The 15,958-nt window shown below is 72.6% G+C and carries 17 protein-coding genes; 9 read left to right on the forward strand and 8 right to left on the reverse strand.

Going from position 1 to position 15,958, the window contains the following annotated elements:
- Positions 1 to 19: 19 nt before the first annotated feature.
- The 3 genes from ACZ6EM_RS08360 to ACZ6EM_RS08370 all read right to left on the reverse strand — a co-directional run bounded on the left by ACZ6EM_RS08360 (position 20) and on the right by ACZ6EM_RS08370 (position 3,167).
- Entirely contained in the window at positions 20 to 1,444 is a 1,425-nt protein-coding gene (locus ACZ6EM_RS08360; protein ID WP_401045593.1) for a vWA domain-containing protein, read from the reverse strand.
- Positions 1,441 to 2,313 (reverse strand): AAA family ATPase, encoded by an 873-nt coding sequence (locus ACZ6EM_RS08365; protein ID WP_401045595.1) that lies wholly within the window; start codon positions 2,311 to 2,313, stop codon positions 1,441 to 1,443. Before ACZ6EM_RS08365 ends, ACZ6EM_RS08360 begins: the two co-directional genes overlap by 4 nt.
- Positions 2,314 to 2,498: 185 nt before the next feature.
- Positions 2,499 to 3,167: a Tat pathway signal sequence domain protein gene (locus ACZ6EM_RS08370; protein WP_359900971.1), complete on the reverse strand. Its 669-nt coding sequence runs from the start codon at positions 3,165 to 3,167 to the stop codon at positions 2,499 to 2,501.
- A gap of 585 nt (positions 3,168 to 3,752) precedes the next feature.
- Here ACZ6EM_RS08370 and ACZ6EM_RS08375 point away from each other — a divergent pair.
- The 4 genes from ACZ6EM_RS08375 to ACZ6EM_RS08390 all read left to right on the forward strand — a co-directional run bounded on the left by ACZ6EM_RS08375 (position 3,753) and on the right by ACZ6EM_RS08390 (position 7,411).
- The gene (locus ACZ6EM_RS08375) at positions 3,753 to 4,481 is read left to right on the forward strand and encodes a TetR/AcrR family transcriptional regulator (protein ID WP_401046126.1); all 729 of its coding nucleotides are present in this window, start codon (positions 3,753 to 3,755) and stop codon (positions 4,479 to 4,481) included.
- A gap of 189 nt (positions 4,482 to 4,670) precedes the next feature.
- The gene (locus ACZ6EM_RS08380; protein WP_359900974.1) at positions 4,671 to 5,327 is read left to right on the forward strand and encodes a DUF6230 family protein; all 657 of its coding nucleotides are present in this window, start codon (positions 4,671 to 4,673) and stop codon (positions 5,325 to 5,327) included.
- Positions 5,328 to 5,329: 2 nt separating this feature from the next.
- Positions 5,330 to 5,860: a DUF6114 domain-containing protein gene (locus ACZ6EM_RS08385; protein WP_359900976.1), complete on the forward strand. Its 531-nt coding sequence runs from the start codon at positions 5,330 to 5,332 to the stop codon at positions 5,858 to 5,860.
- Between the two features lie 315 nt (positions 5,861 to 6,175).
- Positions 6,176 to 7,411 carry a globin domain-containing protein gene (locus ACZ6EM_RS08390; protein ID WP_465772053.1) on the forward strand — a complete coding sequence of 412 codons (1,236 nt, stop codon included), beginning with the start codon at positions 6,176 to 6,178 and terminating at the stop codon, positions 7,409 to 7,411.
- 64 nt (positions 7,412 to 7,475) lie between these two features.
- Here the strand turns inward: ACZ6EM_RS08390 and ACZ6EM_RS08395 are convergent, their stop codons facing one another.
- On the reverse strand, positions 7,476 to 8,879 hold the full coding sequence (locus ACZ6EM_RS08395) for a selenium-binding protein SBP56-related protein (protein WP_465772055.1): 1,404 nt from the start codon (positions 8,877 to 8,879) through the stop codon (positions 7,476 to 7,478).
- 109 nt (positions 8,880 to 8,988) lie between these two features.
- Between ACZ6EM_RS08395 and ACZ6EM_RS08400 the strand changes: the two genes are divergently transcribed.
- The 4 genes from ACZ6EM_RS08400 to ACZ6EM_RS08415 all read left to right on the forward strand — a co-directional run bounded on the left by ACZ6EM_RS08400 (position 8,989) and on the right by ACZ6EM_RS08415 (position 11,790).
- Positions 8,989 to 9,237: a hypothetical protein gene (locus tag ACZ6EM_RS08400; protein WP_465772056.1), complete on the forward strand. Its 249-nt coding sequence runs from the start codon at positions 8,989 to 8,991 to the stop codon at positions 9,235 to 9,237.
- Positions 9,238 to 9,255: 18 nt separating this feature from the next.
- Positions 9,256 to 10,227 (forward strand): alpha/beta hydrolase, encoded by a 972-nt coding sequence (locus ACZ6EM_RS08405; protein ID WP_401046114.1) that lies wholly within the window; start codon positions 9,256 to 9,258, stop codon positions 10,225 to 10,227.
- A gap of 125 nt (positions 10,228 to 10,352) precedes the next feature.
- Entirely contained in the window at positions 10,353 to 11,147 is a 795-nt protein-coding gene (locus ACZ6EM_RS08410; protein WP_359901057.1) for a spermidine synthase, read from the forward strand.
- A 94-nt stretch (positions 11,148 to 11,241) separates the two neighbouring features.
- Entirely contained in the window at positions 11,242 to 11,790 is a 549-nt protein-coding gene (locus tag ACZ6EM_RS08415; RefSeq protein WP_401054516.1) for a hypothetical protein, read from the forward strand.
- A 27-nt stretch (positions 11,791 to 11,817) separates the two neighbouring features.
- Here the strand turns inward: ACZ6EM_RS08415 and ACZ6EM_RS08420 are convergent, their stop codons facing one another.
- The 4 genes from ACZ6EM_RS08420 to ACZ6EM_RS08435 all read right to left on the reverse strand — a co-directional run bounded on the left by ACZ6EM_RS08420 (position 11,818) and on the right by ACZ6EM_RS08435 (position 15,376).
- A complete protein-coding gene (locus tag ACZ6EM_RS08420; protein WP_465772057.1) occupies positions 11,818 to 12,588 on the reverse strand; it encodes a hypothetical protein in 771 nt (256 codons plus the stop codon).
- Positions 12,572 to 13,801 (reverse strand): hypothetical protein, encoded by a 1,230-nt coding sequence (locus ACZ6EM_RS08425; RefSeq protein WP_452179931.1) that lies wholly within the window; start codon positions 13,799 to 13,801, stop codon positions 12,572 to 12,574. Before ACZ6EM_RS08425 ends, ACZ6EM_RS08420 begins: the two co-directional genes overlap by 17 nt.
- Before the next feature lie 67 nt (positions 13,802 to 13,868).
- Positions 13,869 to 14,543 (reverse strand): hypothetical protein, encoded by a 675-nt coding sequence (locus tag ACZ6EM_RS08430; protein ID WP_452179929.1) that lies wholly within the window; start codon positions 14,541 to 14,543, stop codon positions 13,869 to 13,871.
- Between the two features lie 179 nt (positions 14,544 to 14,722).
- The gene (locus ACZ6EM_RS08435; RefSeq protein ID WP_465772058.1) at positions 14,723 to 15,376 is read right to left on the reverse strand and encodes a helix-turn-helix domain-containing protein; all 654 of its coding nucleotides are present in this window, start codon (positions 15,374 to 15,376) and stop codon (positions 14,723 to 14,725) included.
- A gap of 65 nt (positions 15,377 to 15,441) precedes the next feature.
- Between ACZ6EM_RS08435 and ACZ6EM_RS08440 the strand changes: the two genes are divergently transcribed.
- Positions 15,442 to 15,924, forward strand: a complete 483-nt coding sequence (locus tag ACZ6EM_RS08440; protein WP_401054440.1) for an SRPBCC family protein — start codon at positions 15,442 to 15,444, stop codon at positions 15,922 to 15,924.
- The last annotated feature ends 34 nt before the right edge of the window (positions 15,925 to 15,958 follow it).

The following is a 15,958-nucleotide window of genomic DNA, read 5'->3' on the forward strand; positions in this document are numbered from 1 at the left end:
CCGCACCGTCGGACCGGCGTCAGACCGGCAGCAGGCGGGCGATCAGCTCGCCGAGGCGGCGGGCGTTGCGGCAGGAGTGCATCTCCACCACGCCCGCGTACACGAGGGCGGCGGAGTCGCCGGTCGGCCAGAGCGAGGGCTGCTCGGGGTTGAGCCAGAACACCCGGCGGGCCCGGCCGGCGATCCGGCGCAGCGCGTCCGGGTTGGGGTCGCGCTGGTTGTTCCTGGCGTCGCCGAGGACCAGCACGCAGGTGCGCGGGCCGACGGCGTCCAGGTGCCGCTCGGCGAACTCGCCGAGCGCGGCGCCGTAGTCGCTGTTGCCGTGGTAGCCCGTCACCTTGGCCTCGGCGAGGATCCGCGCGGCCAGGCGGGCCGGGTCGTCGTCGCCGCGCAGCAGGCCGGTCACCTCGGCGGTGCGGTTGACGAACGCGAACACCCGGACCTTGCTGAACTGTTCGCTCATCGCCCGCACCAGCAGCATGGTGAAGTCGGCGAAGCCCGCCACCGAGCCGGAGACGTCGCAGAGCAGCACCAGCTCCGGGCGGGCGGGGCGGCGCAGCCGGTACGCGGGGCGCAGCGGCACCCCGCCGGTGCTCAGCGAGCGGCGCAGGGTGCGGCGCAGGTCGATCTCGCCGCGGGCGGCGCGGCGGCGCCGGGCGGCCAGCCGGGTGGCCAGCTTGCGGGCCAGGGGGTGGACGGTGCGGCGCAGTTCGGCGACCTGGCCGCGCCCCGCGTAGAGGAAGTCGACCAGGTCGGCGGTGGGGGCGACGGCGCGTTCGGCGATCCGCTCGGGGCCGCGCAGCTCGGCGACCCGGCGGCGGGCCTCGCCGGCGGCCAGGGCGCGGAAGTCCTGGATGCGGCGGCGGATCTCGTCGGCGAGCACCAGGTCGGAGAGGTCCGGGGCGCTCCGCCGCTCGCGCAGGGCGGCCAGGACGCGGGCGAGCAGCGTCTCGGGGGCGAGCCGGCCCAGAGCCTGCTGGGCGGACCAGCCGTCCGAGCCCGGCGTGCCGCCGGCGCCGTACCGGCCGAAGGCCTCCACCACCTCGCCGGCCAGCCGGGCCTGGGCGGCGCGGTCGTCGTCGGCCAGCGCGGCGGCCAGGCGTTCGCGCAGCTGCTCGCGGAGCGGGTCGGGGCGGCCGAAGCGCGGCGGCTCGGGGTCGTCGGGGACCGGCGGCGGGTCGGCCCGGACGGCCTCCGGGGTGCCGACGCCGAGGGGGAAGAACAGGTCGAAGGTGGCGTCGAAGACGCTCCGCTGGCCCTCCGAGCGCAGCAGGGCCGCGGCCACACCGGCCCGCATCTGCTCGCGGTCGGCGAAACCGAGGACCTCCAGCACGGCGGCGGCGTCCACCGTCTCGGCCGGGCCGATCCGCAGGCCGTGCCCGCGCAGGGCGCGGACCAGGCCGGTGAGGCGGGCGGCGGTGTCGGCCCGCGGGGGCGTCGTCATGCGAGGGTGAGCTTCTGGGCGGCCTTGCGGACGTCGTCCTGGTGCTTGAGGATCACCCCGAGGGTCTCCCGGACGACCGCCTCGTCGAGGGTGTCGGCGCCGAGGGCGAGCAGGGTGCGGGCCCAGTCGATGGTCTCGGCGACGGACGGGGCCTTGCGCAGCTCCATCGCGCGCAGCGCGCCGACGACCCGGACCAGCGAATCGGCCAGCGTCCCGTCCAGGCCGGGCACCTTGAGGCGGACGATCCGGCGCTCCAACTCGGCCTCGGGGTAGTCGAGGTGGAGGAAGAGGCAGCGGCGGCGCAGGGCCTCGGAGAGCTCGCGGGTGGCGTTCGAGGTGAGCAGGACGAAGGGGCGGCGGGTGGCGGTGATGGTGCCGAGCTCGGGGACGGTGACCTGGAAGTCGCTGAGCACCTCCAGCAGCAGCGCCTCCACCTCGACGTCGGCCTTGTCCATCTCGTCGATCAGCAGCACCGTCGGCTCCTCGCCGCGGATCGCGGTGAGGAGCGGGCGGGTGAGCAGGAACTCCTCGCCGAAGATGTCGGTGCGGGCCTCCTGCCAGCCCTCGTCGCGGCCGGCGGTGATCCGCAGCAGCTGCTTGGCGTGGTTCCACTCGTAGAGCGCGCGGGCCTCGTCGATGCCCTCGTAGCACTGGAGTCGGACCAGCCGGGCGTGGCCGATCGCGGCCACCGCCTTGGCGAGTTCGGTCTTGCCGACCCCGGCCGGGCCCTCCACCAGCAGCGGCTTGCCGAGCCGGTCGGCGAGGAAGACGGTGGTGGCCACGGCCGTGGAGGCCAGGTAGCCGGTGGCGGCCAGCTGTTCGGCGGCGTCCGCCACCGAGGTGAAGAAACCCGTGCCGTTGTCGCTCATCCGCTCGCCCCGTCCTGGTTCGCCGTCTCCGTGCGGCGCCACCCTACCGGCCGGTCACTTCGCTGTCCCGGGGGTGGGCGACCGGGTCCGGGGGCGTGCCGCGGGGCCGGTGGGCGCGGCGGCGCACGGCCCGGTGAGGGTGCCGTGCGCCGCCGCCGTCGGGGCGGGCCGGGAGGGCCCGGGCGTCAGTTGACGAAGAGGGCCGGGCTGCCGGCGACCGAGGTGTCGAGGACCGGGCCGTAGGTGGCGCTGAAGTAGCCGGTCGCGAAGCACAGGCTCGGCCCGGAGGCCAGGGCGAACGGCTGGCCGGTGAAGCCGATGGTGTTGCCGGTGTTGGAGGTGGTGCCGTTGATCCCGGTGGTGTTCTGGTAGTTGCAGTTGATGCTGCCCAGGATGGTGTTGAGCACCACCGTGGTGCCCATCACGCCGGCCGCGCCGGGGGTGAGCTTGACCGGGTTGCCGGGGCCGTCGCTGACGGTGTTGGTGAACGGCAGGCTGGTGACCGTGACGCTCTTGACGCCGGTGACGCCGATGACGTTGGAGGTGCAGGATCCGAAGGTCTGGGTGTTGAGCTGCTCGGTGGCGCTGCCCGGCGCGGCCGGGTTGGAGGTCACCGTCGCCGAGAAGGAGGAGGCGGCACACTTGACGCCGGTCGTCCCGGTGGCGCTGTTGTAGAAGGTCGCGGAGGTGCCGGAGACCAGGTTGGCGGTCAGTACGTCGCCGACGGCGACGGCCGGGCCGGTCGGGCTGCCGGTGGTCAGGACCGCGCCGGCGGCCTGGGCGGGGGCGACGGCCGCGCCGGTGAGGGCGAGTGCGGCGAGGGCGGCGGTGGCGAGGGTGCGGCTGATGCGCATGAGGGTGCCTCTCTCCGTCCGACGGACGGGTGGGGGAATCCCCGCGTGCGGGTGTGGTGGTGTGCACGACGGGGGAGGTGCATGGCGTACCGGAGTGCTTCGTACCGGAGGGCTTCGTACCGGTGGTTCGGCGCCGGTGGCCCGGTGCCGGGGCGACGTCCCGCGGGCTCGGCACCGGCCGGCGTGCGGGCGGGCCCGGCGCCACGGGCCCGCCCGATCGGTACGGCGGTGCGGACGTACGCAAGGGTGGGCGTACGGCGGTGCGGTGGTACGGCATTGCGGTGGCACGGTCCTGCGGTGGTGGTGCGGCGTTGCGGTGGCACGGTCGTGCGTACGGACGGCGGCGTGGAACACCAACGGCACCGCGCCGTTCGGTCGGGGACGTGCGGTGCCGTGGGGCACGTCGACGGCTGCCGCCGTCGCGCCCCGTCTCCGCCGTGGTCCCGTGGCCCGGGCGTTCGCCCGGGCTCCCCGGAGCCCCCGGAGGTCCGGCCGGTGGGGGCCTGCTGGCCCACCGGTTGGAAACCTGTCAGTGTTGTAAACCCGGTGTTCCATCAATGTCAATACAGGACACAGGAGTTGGTGATGGATCGGAAGAACCTCCGTGGAGCCGACGTGGTCCTGCTGCCGGGCGCCCGGACCGGCCGCGATCCGGCCCGCTCGATCAAGCCCGGGCCGCGCCGGCTGCCCGCCGGTGTGGTCGCCGCGACCCAGCGCGAGCGGCTGCTGGACGGCCTGGTGCGGACCGTCGCCGAGCGCGGCTACCAGCACGCGACGATCAGCGACATCTGCCGCGCGGCGGGCGTGACCAGGCCGGTCTTCTACGAGCTGTTCAGCGGCAAGGAGGACGCCTTCCTGGCCGCGCACCGGCACGGCACCGGTGTGGTGATCCGGCGGATGGCGGCGGCCTTCACGGCCGAACCCGACTGGTGCCGGGGCATCCGGAAGGCGCTCGGCGCGATGCTCCAACTTCTCGCCGGAACACCGGCGTTCGCCACGATGGCGGTGATCGAGGTCGAGGCGGTCGGCTCGGCGGGCCGACGGGAGCGGGCCCAACTGCTGACCAGGTTCCGGGCGTTCTTCGATGAGGTGCCCCAACTGCCGGGCGGGGTCGACTCGAAGGAGATGGTGGACTCGGTGGTGGGTGGCGTCTACAGCGCGATCTACCGGTGGATCGACTCCGGCCGGACCGAACAACTGATGGAACTGCTACCGGTGTTGAGCATGTTCTGCCTGTCGCCGTTCCTCGGTCCGGCGGAAGCGGCCGAGAGGATGGGGGTGCGGGACTGGCCGAAGCGGGTCGCCGATTGGTGAAGATCCCTTCGTGCACCCGTATTGACCCGGCCAATACCGGGCAGTAGCTTCCCAGTTACTTACCGCGTGCTGACCGGACCCGCCCCGCTGCCGAGGGGCGGACGGCCCGGTCGCGCCCGGGGAACGCTGTCCGCGCCAGGACAACGTGCCAAGTGCCTGCAGACCCATCCACCCACAGGGAGCACACACATGGCCATGTCCGAGGACGCCGCCACGGCGGCCGAGACCCCGCAGACGCCGAGCGGGCCGAGAAGAGGACGGGTCCGGCTGAAGCGCACCGCCCTGATGGCCGTCCCGGCCGTCGCCGCCGGGGGCGTCCTGATGGCGCTCACCGCCCAGGGCGTGCTCGCCGCCCAGTTCTCCATCTCCGGAATGCCGTTCACCATCACCGCGGACAAGCTGGACGGCGAGGGCTTCGCCCAGTTCGGCGCGCTGGACTCGATGATCCCCGACAGCCCCAACGCCGGCTCCACCGGCGGTCAGGTGCTGGTCGCAGTGTCGGCGATCAAGAAGGCCGAGATCACCAACCTGTGCCAGAGCGTCGACCTCGGCGGCATCAACCTGGTGATCCACGCGGGCGACGGCGGCACCCCCGTCACCGCCTCCGACCTCACCACCGACTCCGACCTGCTCTCCGGCGACGCGGAGTTCAAGAACATCGAGATCGGCGGCGACGCCAGCACCTACACCAAGGCCGGCCCGGTCGGCAAGGGCGGCGCCGGTGTCTTCGGCCAGCAGGCCGACCACGTCACCCTGACCCACCTGAACCAGCACAACTACGCGAGCACCGCCGTCGGGTTCAAGCTGCCCAACCTGCGGCTGAGCTTCAGCTCCACGGGCTGCTGACCATGACGGAGTCCGTACCGGAGCCGGCCGGCACCGGCGAGGGCACCGCGGCACGGGCCGAGGGGGTGGCCGCCGAGGGGACGGCGGCCGCGCCCGCCCAGGCCGCGGCGGCCACCGCCGCCGAGCCGACCGCGCGCCCGACCAAGCGCGACTGGCGGGGCAAGCGACCGTTCTGGGGCGGGCTGCTGGTGACGCTCGGCGGCGCCGAGATCCTGTTCACCCTGAAGGCCCCGCTGCCCGTCATCCTGCACATCGGGATGCAGGGGCTGGCCGGGTACCTGGTGCCGGCGGTGATGATGCTGTGCGGCCTGCTGATCCTGTTCAATCCGGCGCAGCGGCTGTTCTACTCCATCCTCGCCGTGCTGGCCTCGCTGGCCAGCTGGCTCACCTCCAACCTGGGCGGCTTCGTGATCGGGATGCTGCTCGGAGTGGTCGGCGCCTGTCTCACCTTCGGGTGGCTGCCCGAACAGCCGCTGCGCCAGGGCCGGCAGCGGCGGCTGGAGCGCCGGGAGACGCACCGGGCAGGGGTCTGACGACGGCGGTGCCCCGGGTCCTGGTGGTGGGAGAGCACCGGGGCGTGGGGCACCCGCCCGTCGCACCCGTTCCTTCGCGGCCGTCCTGCCGCGCGTGTCCTTCGGCGGCTGTCCTTCCGGGGCCGCCCTTCCGGGGCTGTCTTTCCGGGGCCGTGCCCGCCCATCCGGGCGGTCCGGTCCGTGGTGGCCGAAAACCATCCCGGTCCACACGTACCAACGCAAGGGGTCGATGGTCCCGGGTTCCTCCGGGGCGATCGGCCCTTCTCGCGCTCGGCGGCCCGGCAGTTGACTGGGCGGGACATGGACAACAGCAGCATGAGCACTGGCACCGCCACCGCCACCGCCGAGTACGACCGCCTGATCGCCCGCCATCACGCGATGCGCCTGCGACGCCAACTCCTCGCCCCCTCCTCCTCGGGCGGCGGCGACTTCGGGTACGGCGCGTACGGCGAGGACGGCGGCTACGACGGCGCCGCCGACCAGCACCTGATCCGGCGCGACCTCGACCTGATCTCCCCGCTCGCGGACCTGATCGACCACCTCTACGCGGTGATGTTCAGCCATCGCCCGTATCTGCGACCGCTCTTCCCCGTCTCGATGGAGTTCCAGCAGTTCCACCTGGAACGGATCTTCCACCACCTGATCGACCACCTCGACCGCCCGGCCGAACTGGAGCAGACACTCCGCCAACTCGGCCGCGACCACCGGAAGCTGGGCGTCCGGCCGGTGCACTACGAGGCCTTCGAGGAGGCCCTGTGCGCGGCCGTCCGGCACCGGGCCGGCGAGCGCTGGACCGAGGACCTGGAGGGCGCCTGGGTGCGGATGCTGCGCTTCGCGGTCGGCGCGATGGTGGCCGGCGCCGACTCCGCGCTCACCGAACCCCCGTACTGGCACGCCGTGGTGACCGGCCACGAACGCCGCCGCCCCGACCTCGCCGTGCTGCGTGTGCGCACCGGCGAGCCGTACCCGTACCGGGCCGGGCAGTACGGCACCGTCGAGCACCCGGCGCTGCCGCACACCTGGCGGCAGTACTCGATGGGCTGCGCCCCGCGCGCCGACAACGAGCTGGAGTTCCACGTCCGCCGCACCGGCCCCGGCGGGGTCAGCGCCGCCCTGGTCGAGCACATCGCCGTCGGCGACCGGCTGCGCCTCGGCCCGCCGCGCGGCAGCCTGCTGCCCGACGACGACGCCCGCGACCTGCTGCTGGTCGCGGGAGGCACCGGCCTCGCCCCGATGAAGGCGATCATCGAGCAGCAGACCACCCGCCGGCCGACCGGCCGCCGGGTCCACCTGTTCGTCGGCGCCCGGGAGCGCGCGGACCTCTACGACTGGCATTCGCTGGCCGAACTCGGCCTGCACAAGCCGTGGTTGACCGTCACCCCGGTCACCGTCGGCGAGCTCGCCGACACGGTCGCCTCGGCCGGCGACTGGCGCGAGCACCTGGCCTGCGTCACCGGGCCGATCGGCATGGTCGGCTCCGTCCGCACCCGGCTGGCGGCGGCCGGGCTGCCGTCCACGCAGGTGCGGTTCGACCAGGCGCTGTACCGGTGACGCCGGCCGGACGGCCGGCGGACCGGCGGCCGCCGACCAGGCGGCCGTCCGCTCCGTCGGCGGGTCAGCGGTAGCAGTAGGAGTCGGAGGAGGCGTCGCCGCCCGCCAGGTGGGTCTGGTGGACGCGCAGGCCCCGGAAGTCGGCGCCGTGCGGGAAGAAGCGCTCGTCGATGCTCAGCCCGCCGGCCTCCGGGTCGGCGTCCAGCTTGACCATCCAGGGCTCGATGCCCTCCGGGTAGAACTGGTCGTCCCAGGCGCCGTAGAGCGAGTTGGTGAGGTACAGCCGCCGACCGTCCCGGCTGATCTCCACCATCTGCGGCGCCCCGCTCAGCGGACGGCCGGGCTCCGCCGGGTGCGGGGTGCGGGCGGCGATCCCGCCGAGCCGCACCGAGCCGGCCAGGCGGGGGTGGAACGGGTCCGAGACGTCGTACTGGAACAGCTCCCCAGTGCCCCACGCCGAGACGTACAGCCAGCGGTCGTCCACCGACAGGTTGATGTCCGTGACCAGCGGCGGCACCGCGCCGAACGGCTGCAGCGCGGGCGGCAGATCCTCGGCCTTGGCCGGCTCGGCGGGGATCTCGATCACCTTGCGCGCGGTGAACGCCGGCCCGTCCCGGTACCAGAGCCACACCGAGGAGGAGAGGTCCTCGACATTGGTGACCACGCCGACGAAGCCCCACTCCGCCTGCGGATCGTGCGCCGGGCGCAGCTCCAGCACCATCTGGTACTGGTCGCCGAGGTCCACCCGCTGGAGGTGGCGCCCGGAGTCCAGCTCCCAGAAGTGCAGCGCGTGGCCGTACTTGCGCCCGAGCAGGAGGTCCGGCACCACGCCGTCCTCGACCATCGACGGGGTGCCCCACTCGCTGGTGATGCCCACGTTGGTGCCCAGGTGCCACCAGACGTCGTACGCGAAGTGCTGCGGACCGCGCTCGGTCTCCCAGGGGCGCAGCACCTCGAAGGTGGTGTGGTCGAGCAGCGCCACCCCGCCCGGCCCGTCCTCGCCGTCGGCGCCGCCGAGGCAGGAGAGGAAGACGCCGTCGGGGCCGCAGTGCAGGGTGTGCGGGCGCGAGTAGCCGGCCTTGGCGGCCAGCTCCTCGGCCTCGATCGTCTTCACCAGGCGCGGGCGGACCGGGTCGGGCCGGGTGTCCAGGACGTGCAGCCGGGAGGAGCGCAGCCCGGGCAGCAGCAGGTAGCGCCGCTCGGGGTTCTCGTGGCAGGCGTGGGCGAGGGCGCTGGAGCAGGCGTTCCAGCCAAAGTGGTGCAACTCGTCGCCGAGCGTGGGCAGTTCGGCGAAGTTCAGAACCTTCCCGTAGCTCGCCGAGTCCGGATCGGTGTCGACGCTCAGCAGTGCGTCCGGCTGCTGCCCCGACCGGTCGAACCCGGCCACGTACGCCAGCTTCTCCGGCGGAGCGGCGATCGCCTCGGCGGCCGAACGGTAGAGCGACGGATCGGTATGCCCGTGCTGCATGCAAACTCCCCAACTCGCCTGGTCTGTCCGGGAAGCGTTCCACAGAACCACCGGCGCACAGGAGGCGCACGAGAAGCGGCCGGGAGGCGCGGGCGGCTACCCTGACCGGGTGCACAACAGCATTCGCGGGGGCAGCTTCCAAGGCCCGGTCGTCCAGGCGGACACCGCGCACGTGACGGAGGGCAGCACCTGGATCGCTCTCCAAGCCGTGTTCAAGGACCTCGGCCGGCACGAGGAAGCCGAGGAGGCCCGTCGGCAGGTCGATCGTGCCACCGACGACGCCCACGCAGCGTTCTCCGAAAGCATTGCGATCATCACATCGCGCCAGGTCGGAGATGTCGGGGTCGACAACGGCTGAGCCAGTACAGTCACCCTCATGGAGTTCCGTGAAGACATCCTGGGTGCCCCCTACGAGGCCGCCGAGCTGACGCTGCGGCCGGACGACGAGGGGGCGGTGTGCGCGACGCTCGTCCGCCGGCCGGTGCCCGGGGCGGACCGGGCCGTGCTGTACATCCACGGGTACAACGACTACTTCTTCCAGACCAACCTCGCGGACCACTACACCGCGCTCGGCTTCTCCTTCTACGCCCTCGACCTGCGCAAGTACGGCCGCTCGCTGCGCCCCCACCAGTCGCCGAACTTCGTCCGCGACCTCACCGAGTACGACGAGGAGATCGACGAGGCCGTCCGGATCATCCGCGAGGTGGACGGGCACCGGCAGCTGCTGCTGAACGGGCACTCCACCGGCGGGCTGATCGGGGCCCTGTGGGCCGGCCGGCGGGCCGGGCGCGGGGTGGTGGACGGGCTGTTCCTCAACAGCCCGTTCCTGTCGATGCCGGTCGGGCCCGCGGTCCGCACACTCGGCGGGCCCGCCGTGACGGCGGTCGGGCGGCTGGCGCCGACCCGCGTCCTGCCGTCCGCGCTCAACCCGCACTACACCCACAGCCTGCACAAGGACCACCAGGGCGAGTGGGACTTCGACCTCACCCTCAAGCGCCCCGAGAGCTTCCCGCTGTACGCGGGCTGGCTGTCGGCGATCCACCAGGGCCACCGGCGGCTGCACCGGGGACTGGGCATCGACGTGCCGGTGCTGCTGATGGCCTCGACCCGGTCCATCTCCACCACCACGTGGCACAACGCGCTGCACCACGCCGACGCCGTGCTGCGCGCCGACGACATCGCCGCGCAGGGGCCGCGGCTGGGCCGGCACGTCACCGTCGTGCGGATCAAGGGCGGCATGCACGACCTGGTGCTGTCCGGTGCGGAGGCCCGCGCCGAGGTGTTCGCCGAACTGGACCGCTGGCTCGCCGCCTACCTCGACGTCGAACCCGTCGGGGAGCACGCGTGACCTTCCCGCAGCACGAGGGTGCCGAGCACATCGAGCAGGCCGAGGCCGACGAGCACGACGAGCACGACGAGCACGACGAGCCGGTGCCCGTCGGGCGGCGGACCGACCTGGGCTTCGCCAAGCTCATGCCCGACCTCGACCGGGACGGCGGCTGGCTGCTCACCCTGGACGGCACCCCCCAGTCCTACGTCGACCTCGCCGACCCGACCCACCTGGAGTTCGAGTACACCCGGCGCCTCGGCCACCTCGCCGACGCCCTCGCCCCCGCCGGACAGCCGCTCGACGCGCTGCACCTCGGCGGCGGCGCCCTCACCCTGCCCCGCTACCTGGCCGCCACCCGACCCGGCTCCCGGCAACGGGTGGCGGAGGTGGACGGACCGCTGCTGGAACTGGTCGCCGAACAGCTGCCCTGGCAGGGCCCCGGCGCGGACATCACCGCGACCGTCGGCGACGCCCGGGAGGCCCTCGCCGAGACCCCGGCCGGCTCGCAGGACCTGGTGATCGCCGACGTCTTCCACGGCTCGCGCACCCCCGCCCACCTCACCTCCGTGGAGTTCCTGCGGCTGGCCGCCGCCGCGCTGCGCCCCGGCGGCTGCTACGCGGCGAACCTGGCGGACGGCCCGCCGCTGGCCTTCGCCAAGGCGCAGGCGGCGACGGTGCGGGCGGTGTTCCCGTACGTCTGCCTGGTGGCGGAGGCGCCGGTGCTGCGCGGCCGCCGGTACGGCAACATCCTGCTGGCCGGCTCGACGGCGCCCCTGCCGGTGGCCGAGCTGACCCGGCTGCTCGCCGGCGACATCTTCCCGGCCCGGCTCACCGACGGGGACGACCTGGCGGACCTGGTCGGCCGGACCGCCCCGGTCACCGACGCCGAGGCCACCGACTCCCCACCCCCACCGGACGGCGCGTTCAGCATCGGCTGAGCCCAGGCCCCGCACGCACGGCGGTCGGAAAACCGGTGGGCCTCCTGCTTCCGCCCGGGTAGCGTGCGGGGACGATCCCGGAGGAGGCGAGGCGATGCGGCCGTTGCTGCTGGTGGACGTCGACGGACCGCTGAACCCGTGCGCGGCGAAGCCCTACCGGCGGCCCGAGGGCTACGAGACCCACCGGTTGACGACGCCGCGCTGGGAGGCGGCCGAGCGCCGTCGGCTCACGGCCTGGGGCCTTCCCCACAAGGCGCCGAAGCCCCTGCGGGTCTGGCTCAACCCGGCCCACGGCCCGGCCCTCGCGGCGCTTCCCTTCGACCTGGCGTGGGCGACGACGTGGCAGGAGGAGGCCAACGCCTTCATCGGCCCCTTGCTGGGGTTGCCCGCCCTGCCGTACATCCCCTGGTCCGAGCCGCGGCCCGAGCCGGGCGGCGGGGTGTTCTGGAAGACCCCGCAGATCGTCGCCTGGGCGAAGGGCCGCCCGTTCGCCTGGGTCGACGACCTGATCACGGACGCCGACCGGGCCTGGGTGGAAGCCCACCACCCGGGCCCGGCACTGCTCCACCACGTCGACCCGAAGGCCGGCCTGACGGTCCAGGACTTCGCCCGACTGACGGACTGGTCCAACGCGCTCGGCTGACCGCACGAGCGGCCCGAGCCTTCGAGGTCAGACGGGCGGCGTCAGGTCGCTCTCGCTGATGGTGTACGTGAGCGGGGGGTAGACGAAGTCCGTTTCCGTGTTCTCACGGCGCCGCAGTCGGTAGAACTCGTGCCTCTGCTCGTCGTCGGCCGGCACGAGGCGCTCACCCTGGGGGAGGTGCGCCTGTCCGTCGCGAAACCGGACGAGTGTTTTTGACGTTCGAAAGGTTACGCCCAGCCATTGGTTGTCCGCCGTGCGGGCGGGCGGGTCCAGGACGATCTTGTGTCTGAGTCGCCGGTTCGAGTCGACGGAGAACGCGACGATACTGTGGTGGGCGAGGGGGATCTCGAACTTCCCACCATCGGGCCCCTTCGATTCGAAGATCAGCTTCCTCGGCGGGCTCGCGTCGGGATGCTGGTAGCAGGAGAAGACGGCGATGAACGACTCGTCGGCCAGATCGAGGGCCTGGTCGGAGTGGCCGCCCATGGTTGCGTAGGCGTTCGTGTAGCTCTCGATGAGAGCGTTGTTGAAGCCGACCGAAAGCGCCGCCCGTTCTTGAACCTGTCGTGCCAGCCGTTCGTGCACCGCCCGGAAGCGCTGCGTCGGGCTGCTGTAGCGAGTGGTGGTCCGTACGAGGGGCGCATCACCCGCCTCGTCGATCCTGGCGAGCACGGCGCCTCGGCGGCCCTTCCCCACCTCTTCCAGGCGGGCCGACGCGGACAGTTCCGCGAAGAGGTTCCCCTCGGTGGGCAGTGTGCACGAGAGGATCTCGTCCGAGATCCTAGATGCGGGGGGCAAGGTAGTCTCCCGTGTTCATGCTGAAGAGGAATTCGTCGCCGTAGTCCATGAAGGACGAGGTCCTGTTCTCCTCGGCGTACAGCCTGCGCAGCTCGTCCATGCCGGCCGGTGTGGGTGGCTCCAGTTCCACCGGTTCTCCGTCCCGTTCGAGGAACGTGCGGCCGTCCTTGTGGACGGCTTCGGTGTTGGAACAGCGCACCACGTAGCCCAGGCGGGTCGGGAGCAGCTCGGCGTCCAGCGACGAGGGCCGGATCTCGTGGGTGTAGAGGCGGTTGGTGGACAGCGGCATGAAGAACACGGAGCCGGGGTGGAGGGTGACGGTGAACTGCGGGGGGAGTGCGACCCCGTCGAGTTCCGCGGTCCGCTCCTTGAGGCGGAAGTGGAGTCTGGTCAGCCCGCTGGCGCCCTTCACCCCGAAGTCGTAGGCGTCCTCGGCCAGGGGCTGCAGCTTGTCGAGCCGGTCGTAGAAGGTGCAGAAGGCCATGATGCCGTTGGCGGGCATGTCCTTGGTCTTGTCGGCATGGGCCGAGATCTTCGCCTTGGACTGCTTGCGCTCGGCCGTGGCAAGGGTGTTGTGGTAGATCTGCGCGAGGACGTGATTCAGCGGTGCCTGGTTCCGGAAGACGGCGGCGGCCTCGCGGTTCAGCGCTTCGACGATGCGCGTGTCGGTCGGGCGGAAGCTCTCGGTCGGCCCCGAGAGATTCGTGGAGCACCGGAGCAGGCGGAAATGCAGTTCGTCACCGTTGCGCGTGACGGGCGTCAGATAGATCCCGCTGCGATGGGCCGCGCCGGGCTTGGTGGACTCCGTCAGGGACTGGAACGCGTGCTCCGTACGGATCCGCCCGAAATGATCGTCGCCGAGTCCGAAAAAGCGGCGGTAGTACACGCCGACGCCGTGTACGCGGACGGGGACCCGGCCGAGGTCGACGAGGCTCCAGGGTTCGTCGACGTCCTCGCGGTAGCCGTGCGACCGCTCCCGGATGACGAATACCCGCGCAGCCGCGGCCAGTTGACGGCCACTGATCCCGGATACGTCGCCACACAGGTAGACCGTCCTCCGGGCGAGGTCGGGCGAGCCGGAAGCAAGCTCCTCCGGCGTGATCGTGGACCCGAAGAAGTCCCTGATCACGTCGTTGTCCTGCGACATCGAAGGTGCGACCAGGATGTTGCCCGCATCCTCGATGCGGGCTTCCGTCGGCTCTGTTGTGTGCATCAAACGGTACCTGTCATTCGCGGATCCTGGTGGATTCTCAAACCGTGGACATGGCCATGGCCCGCACTCATTCATTCAATTCGGGGTAGTGGCCGCGCTGGTACGTCGACAGCTGGGAGACGGCGAGCTCTGCCTCGCCGCGGCAGATGACGCAGACGCGGCGCCGGTGGCACGCGGGGCAGTTGACCCGCCCGCGGGTCTCGTCGGGCAGCCAGCCGCGTCCCCCGCAGTCGTAGCACCAGCCCAGGCCTTCGCACTCGTAGCAGAGCACGAATCCGGCCGTGACGGTCTCGGCCGTGCGCACCGGCTCGGGCCGCTGGAACTCCTCCGGTTCGTACAGGGCCATCGCCGGTGTCTGCCCGCTGAACCACACGGTGGAGGTGTGGTCGACCGTACGGATCTCGATGCTGCAGCCGTCGCGGCGGCCGGTGACCACGATGCGGGGCGTTCCCTTGGCGTCCTCCTGCGAGGTCGCGACCGCCCAGCCCGCGGAGTGGAGCAGCGCGGCCGCGCGAGCGGCGGTGTCGGCGGCGCCGGCATGCGCGGGGCGCTTCCCCGTGCTGCCGCTGGCCGAGTACTGGTAGCGGAGCGGTTCATGCCAGTCGACGACCTGTGGCGTGTCGAGCAGCGGCAGGCCGAGATCGCTGCCGGGGGCCAAGTCGTCGATCAGCTCGACCAGTTGTGACCGCAGGGCCAGGCCCAGCCGGTCCAGCTCTTCCCGCGCACCCGGTACGGGCCCCATGACGCCCCCTCCTCGCCCGGCGGTGCCGTCGCCGGGCGGTCCGTTCGATCCCCGGGAGTCTATGCGGTGTTCGTCTCACCGGGCCCGGGACTGCGAACGGTCGCGGGCCGATGCCGTCCACCGCGTCGGCGACCGCGGCCCGGGTTCGGAGGCGCGGGGACTGCCGCCCGGGCGGCGCGTCATGGACGGTGGGGGCCGAGCCGGGCGAGGAGGTCGTCGGCGCACTCCTCGGCGAGTTCCTCGGTGTGTTCGGGGAGTTGCGCGCCGGCCCGCAGGTGGCGTCGGACCAGCGAGAGCGGCAGCTCGATGAGGGCGAGCACCACGCGTTCGACGGACCGGGGGTCCTCGGTCGGCGACCCGGCCCCCAGCAGTACGGCGAGGGCGGCGAGCGCGCCGTGCACAGTCCGGTTGCCGAGATCCGCGCGCAGGCGGTGTTCCTCCGACCAGTCCGCGCGTCCGAAGTCGTCGGGGCCGTAGAGGAGCAGGGCCGCCTCCTGCGGGTGGGCCCGGGCCCATGCGACCACCTGACGGGCCGCCGCCCGCGCGGTCTGCCGCGCGTCGGTGGTCGTGGCGAGCGGCAGGGGGGTGAGGTCCTGGCCGAGTGCCGTGCCGAAGGCCGCGAGGTAGCCCTGCTGGAACCGGTCGACGGTCCGCAGCCAGAGTTCGGCGAGCAGGGCGCTCCGTCCCGGGAAGCGGTAGTACACCGAGCCGCTCGGGGCTCCGACCTCTCCCGCGACCGCGGCCATGGTCACCGCGGCCGGGCCGGACTCGGCGGCCAGCCGGACGGCGGCGTCGAGAAGCTGGTCGGAGTCGAAGCGGGGTGGTCTCGCCATGAGTTGGAGGGTACTCTCCACAATAATTAGAGAGCAGTCTCTATAACTGCCCGGAAGGTGAGCCGATGGCTGTCCACAACGTGCACGAACGCCTGCTGCCCGCGAAGGAGACCGAGGTGGGGGCGTTGATCGACACCCTGGCCGGCACCGGCGACCTGCTGTGGCCGCAGGACACGTGGCCCTCGATGCGGTTCGACCGTCCACTCGCCGTGGGCGCGGTCGGTGGGCACGGCCCGGTCCGCTACACCGTCGACGCGTACGTCCCCGCGACGTGGGTGCGCTTCGGCTTCACCGGGCCACGCGGCTTCCACGGCTTCCACGAGTTCACCGCCACGGCCGTCGACGAGCGGCACACCCTGCTGCGCCACACGCTCGTCCTGACCGCCCGCGGCCCGGCACGACTCGGCTGGCCGCTCGCCTGGCGGCCGCTCCACGACGCGCTTCTGGAGGACAGTCTGGATCGCGCGGAGAGGGCCTGCACGGGCACGGTGGCCCGCCCGGCGCGGTGGAGCCCGTACGTACGGTTGCTGCGCGCGATCGTTCGCTGATCGCCGGCCCGGGCCGGTCCGCCGAACCCGCCGC

Source organism: Kitasatospora sp. NPDC041917 (assembly GCF_055589745.1).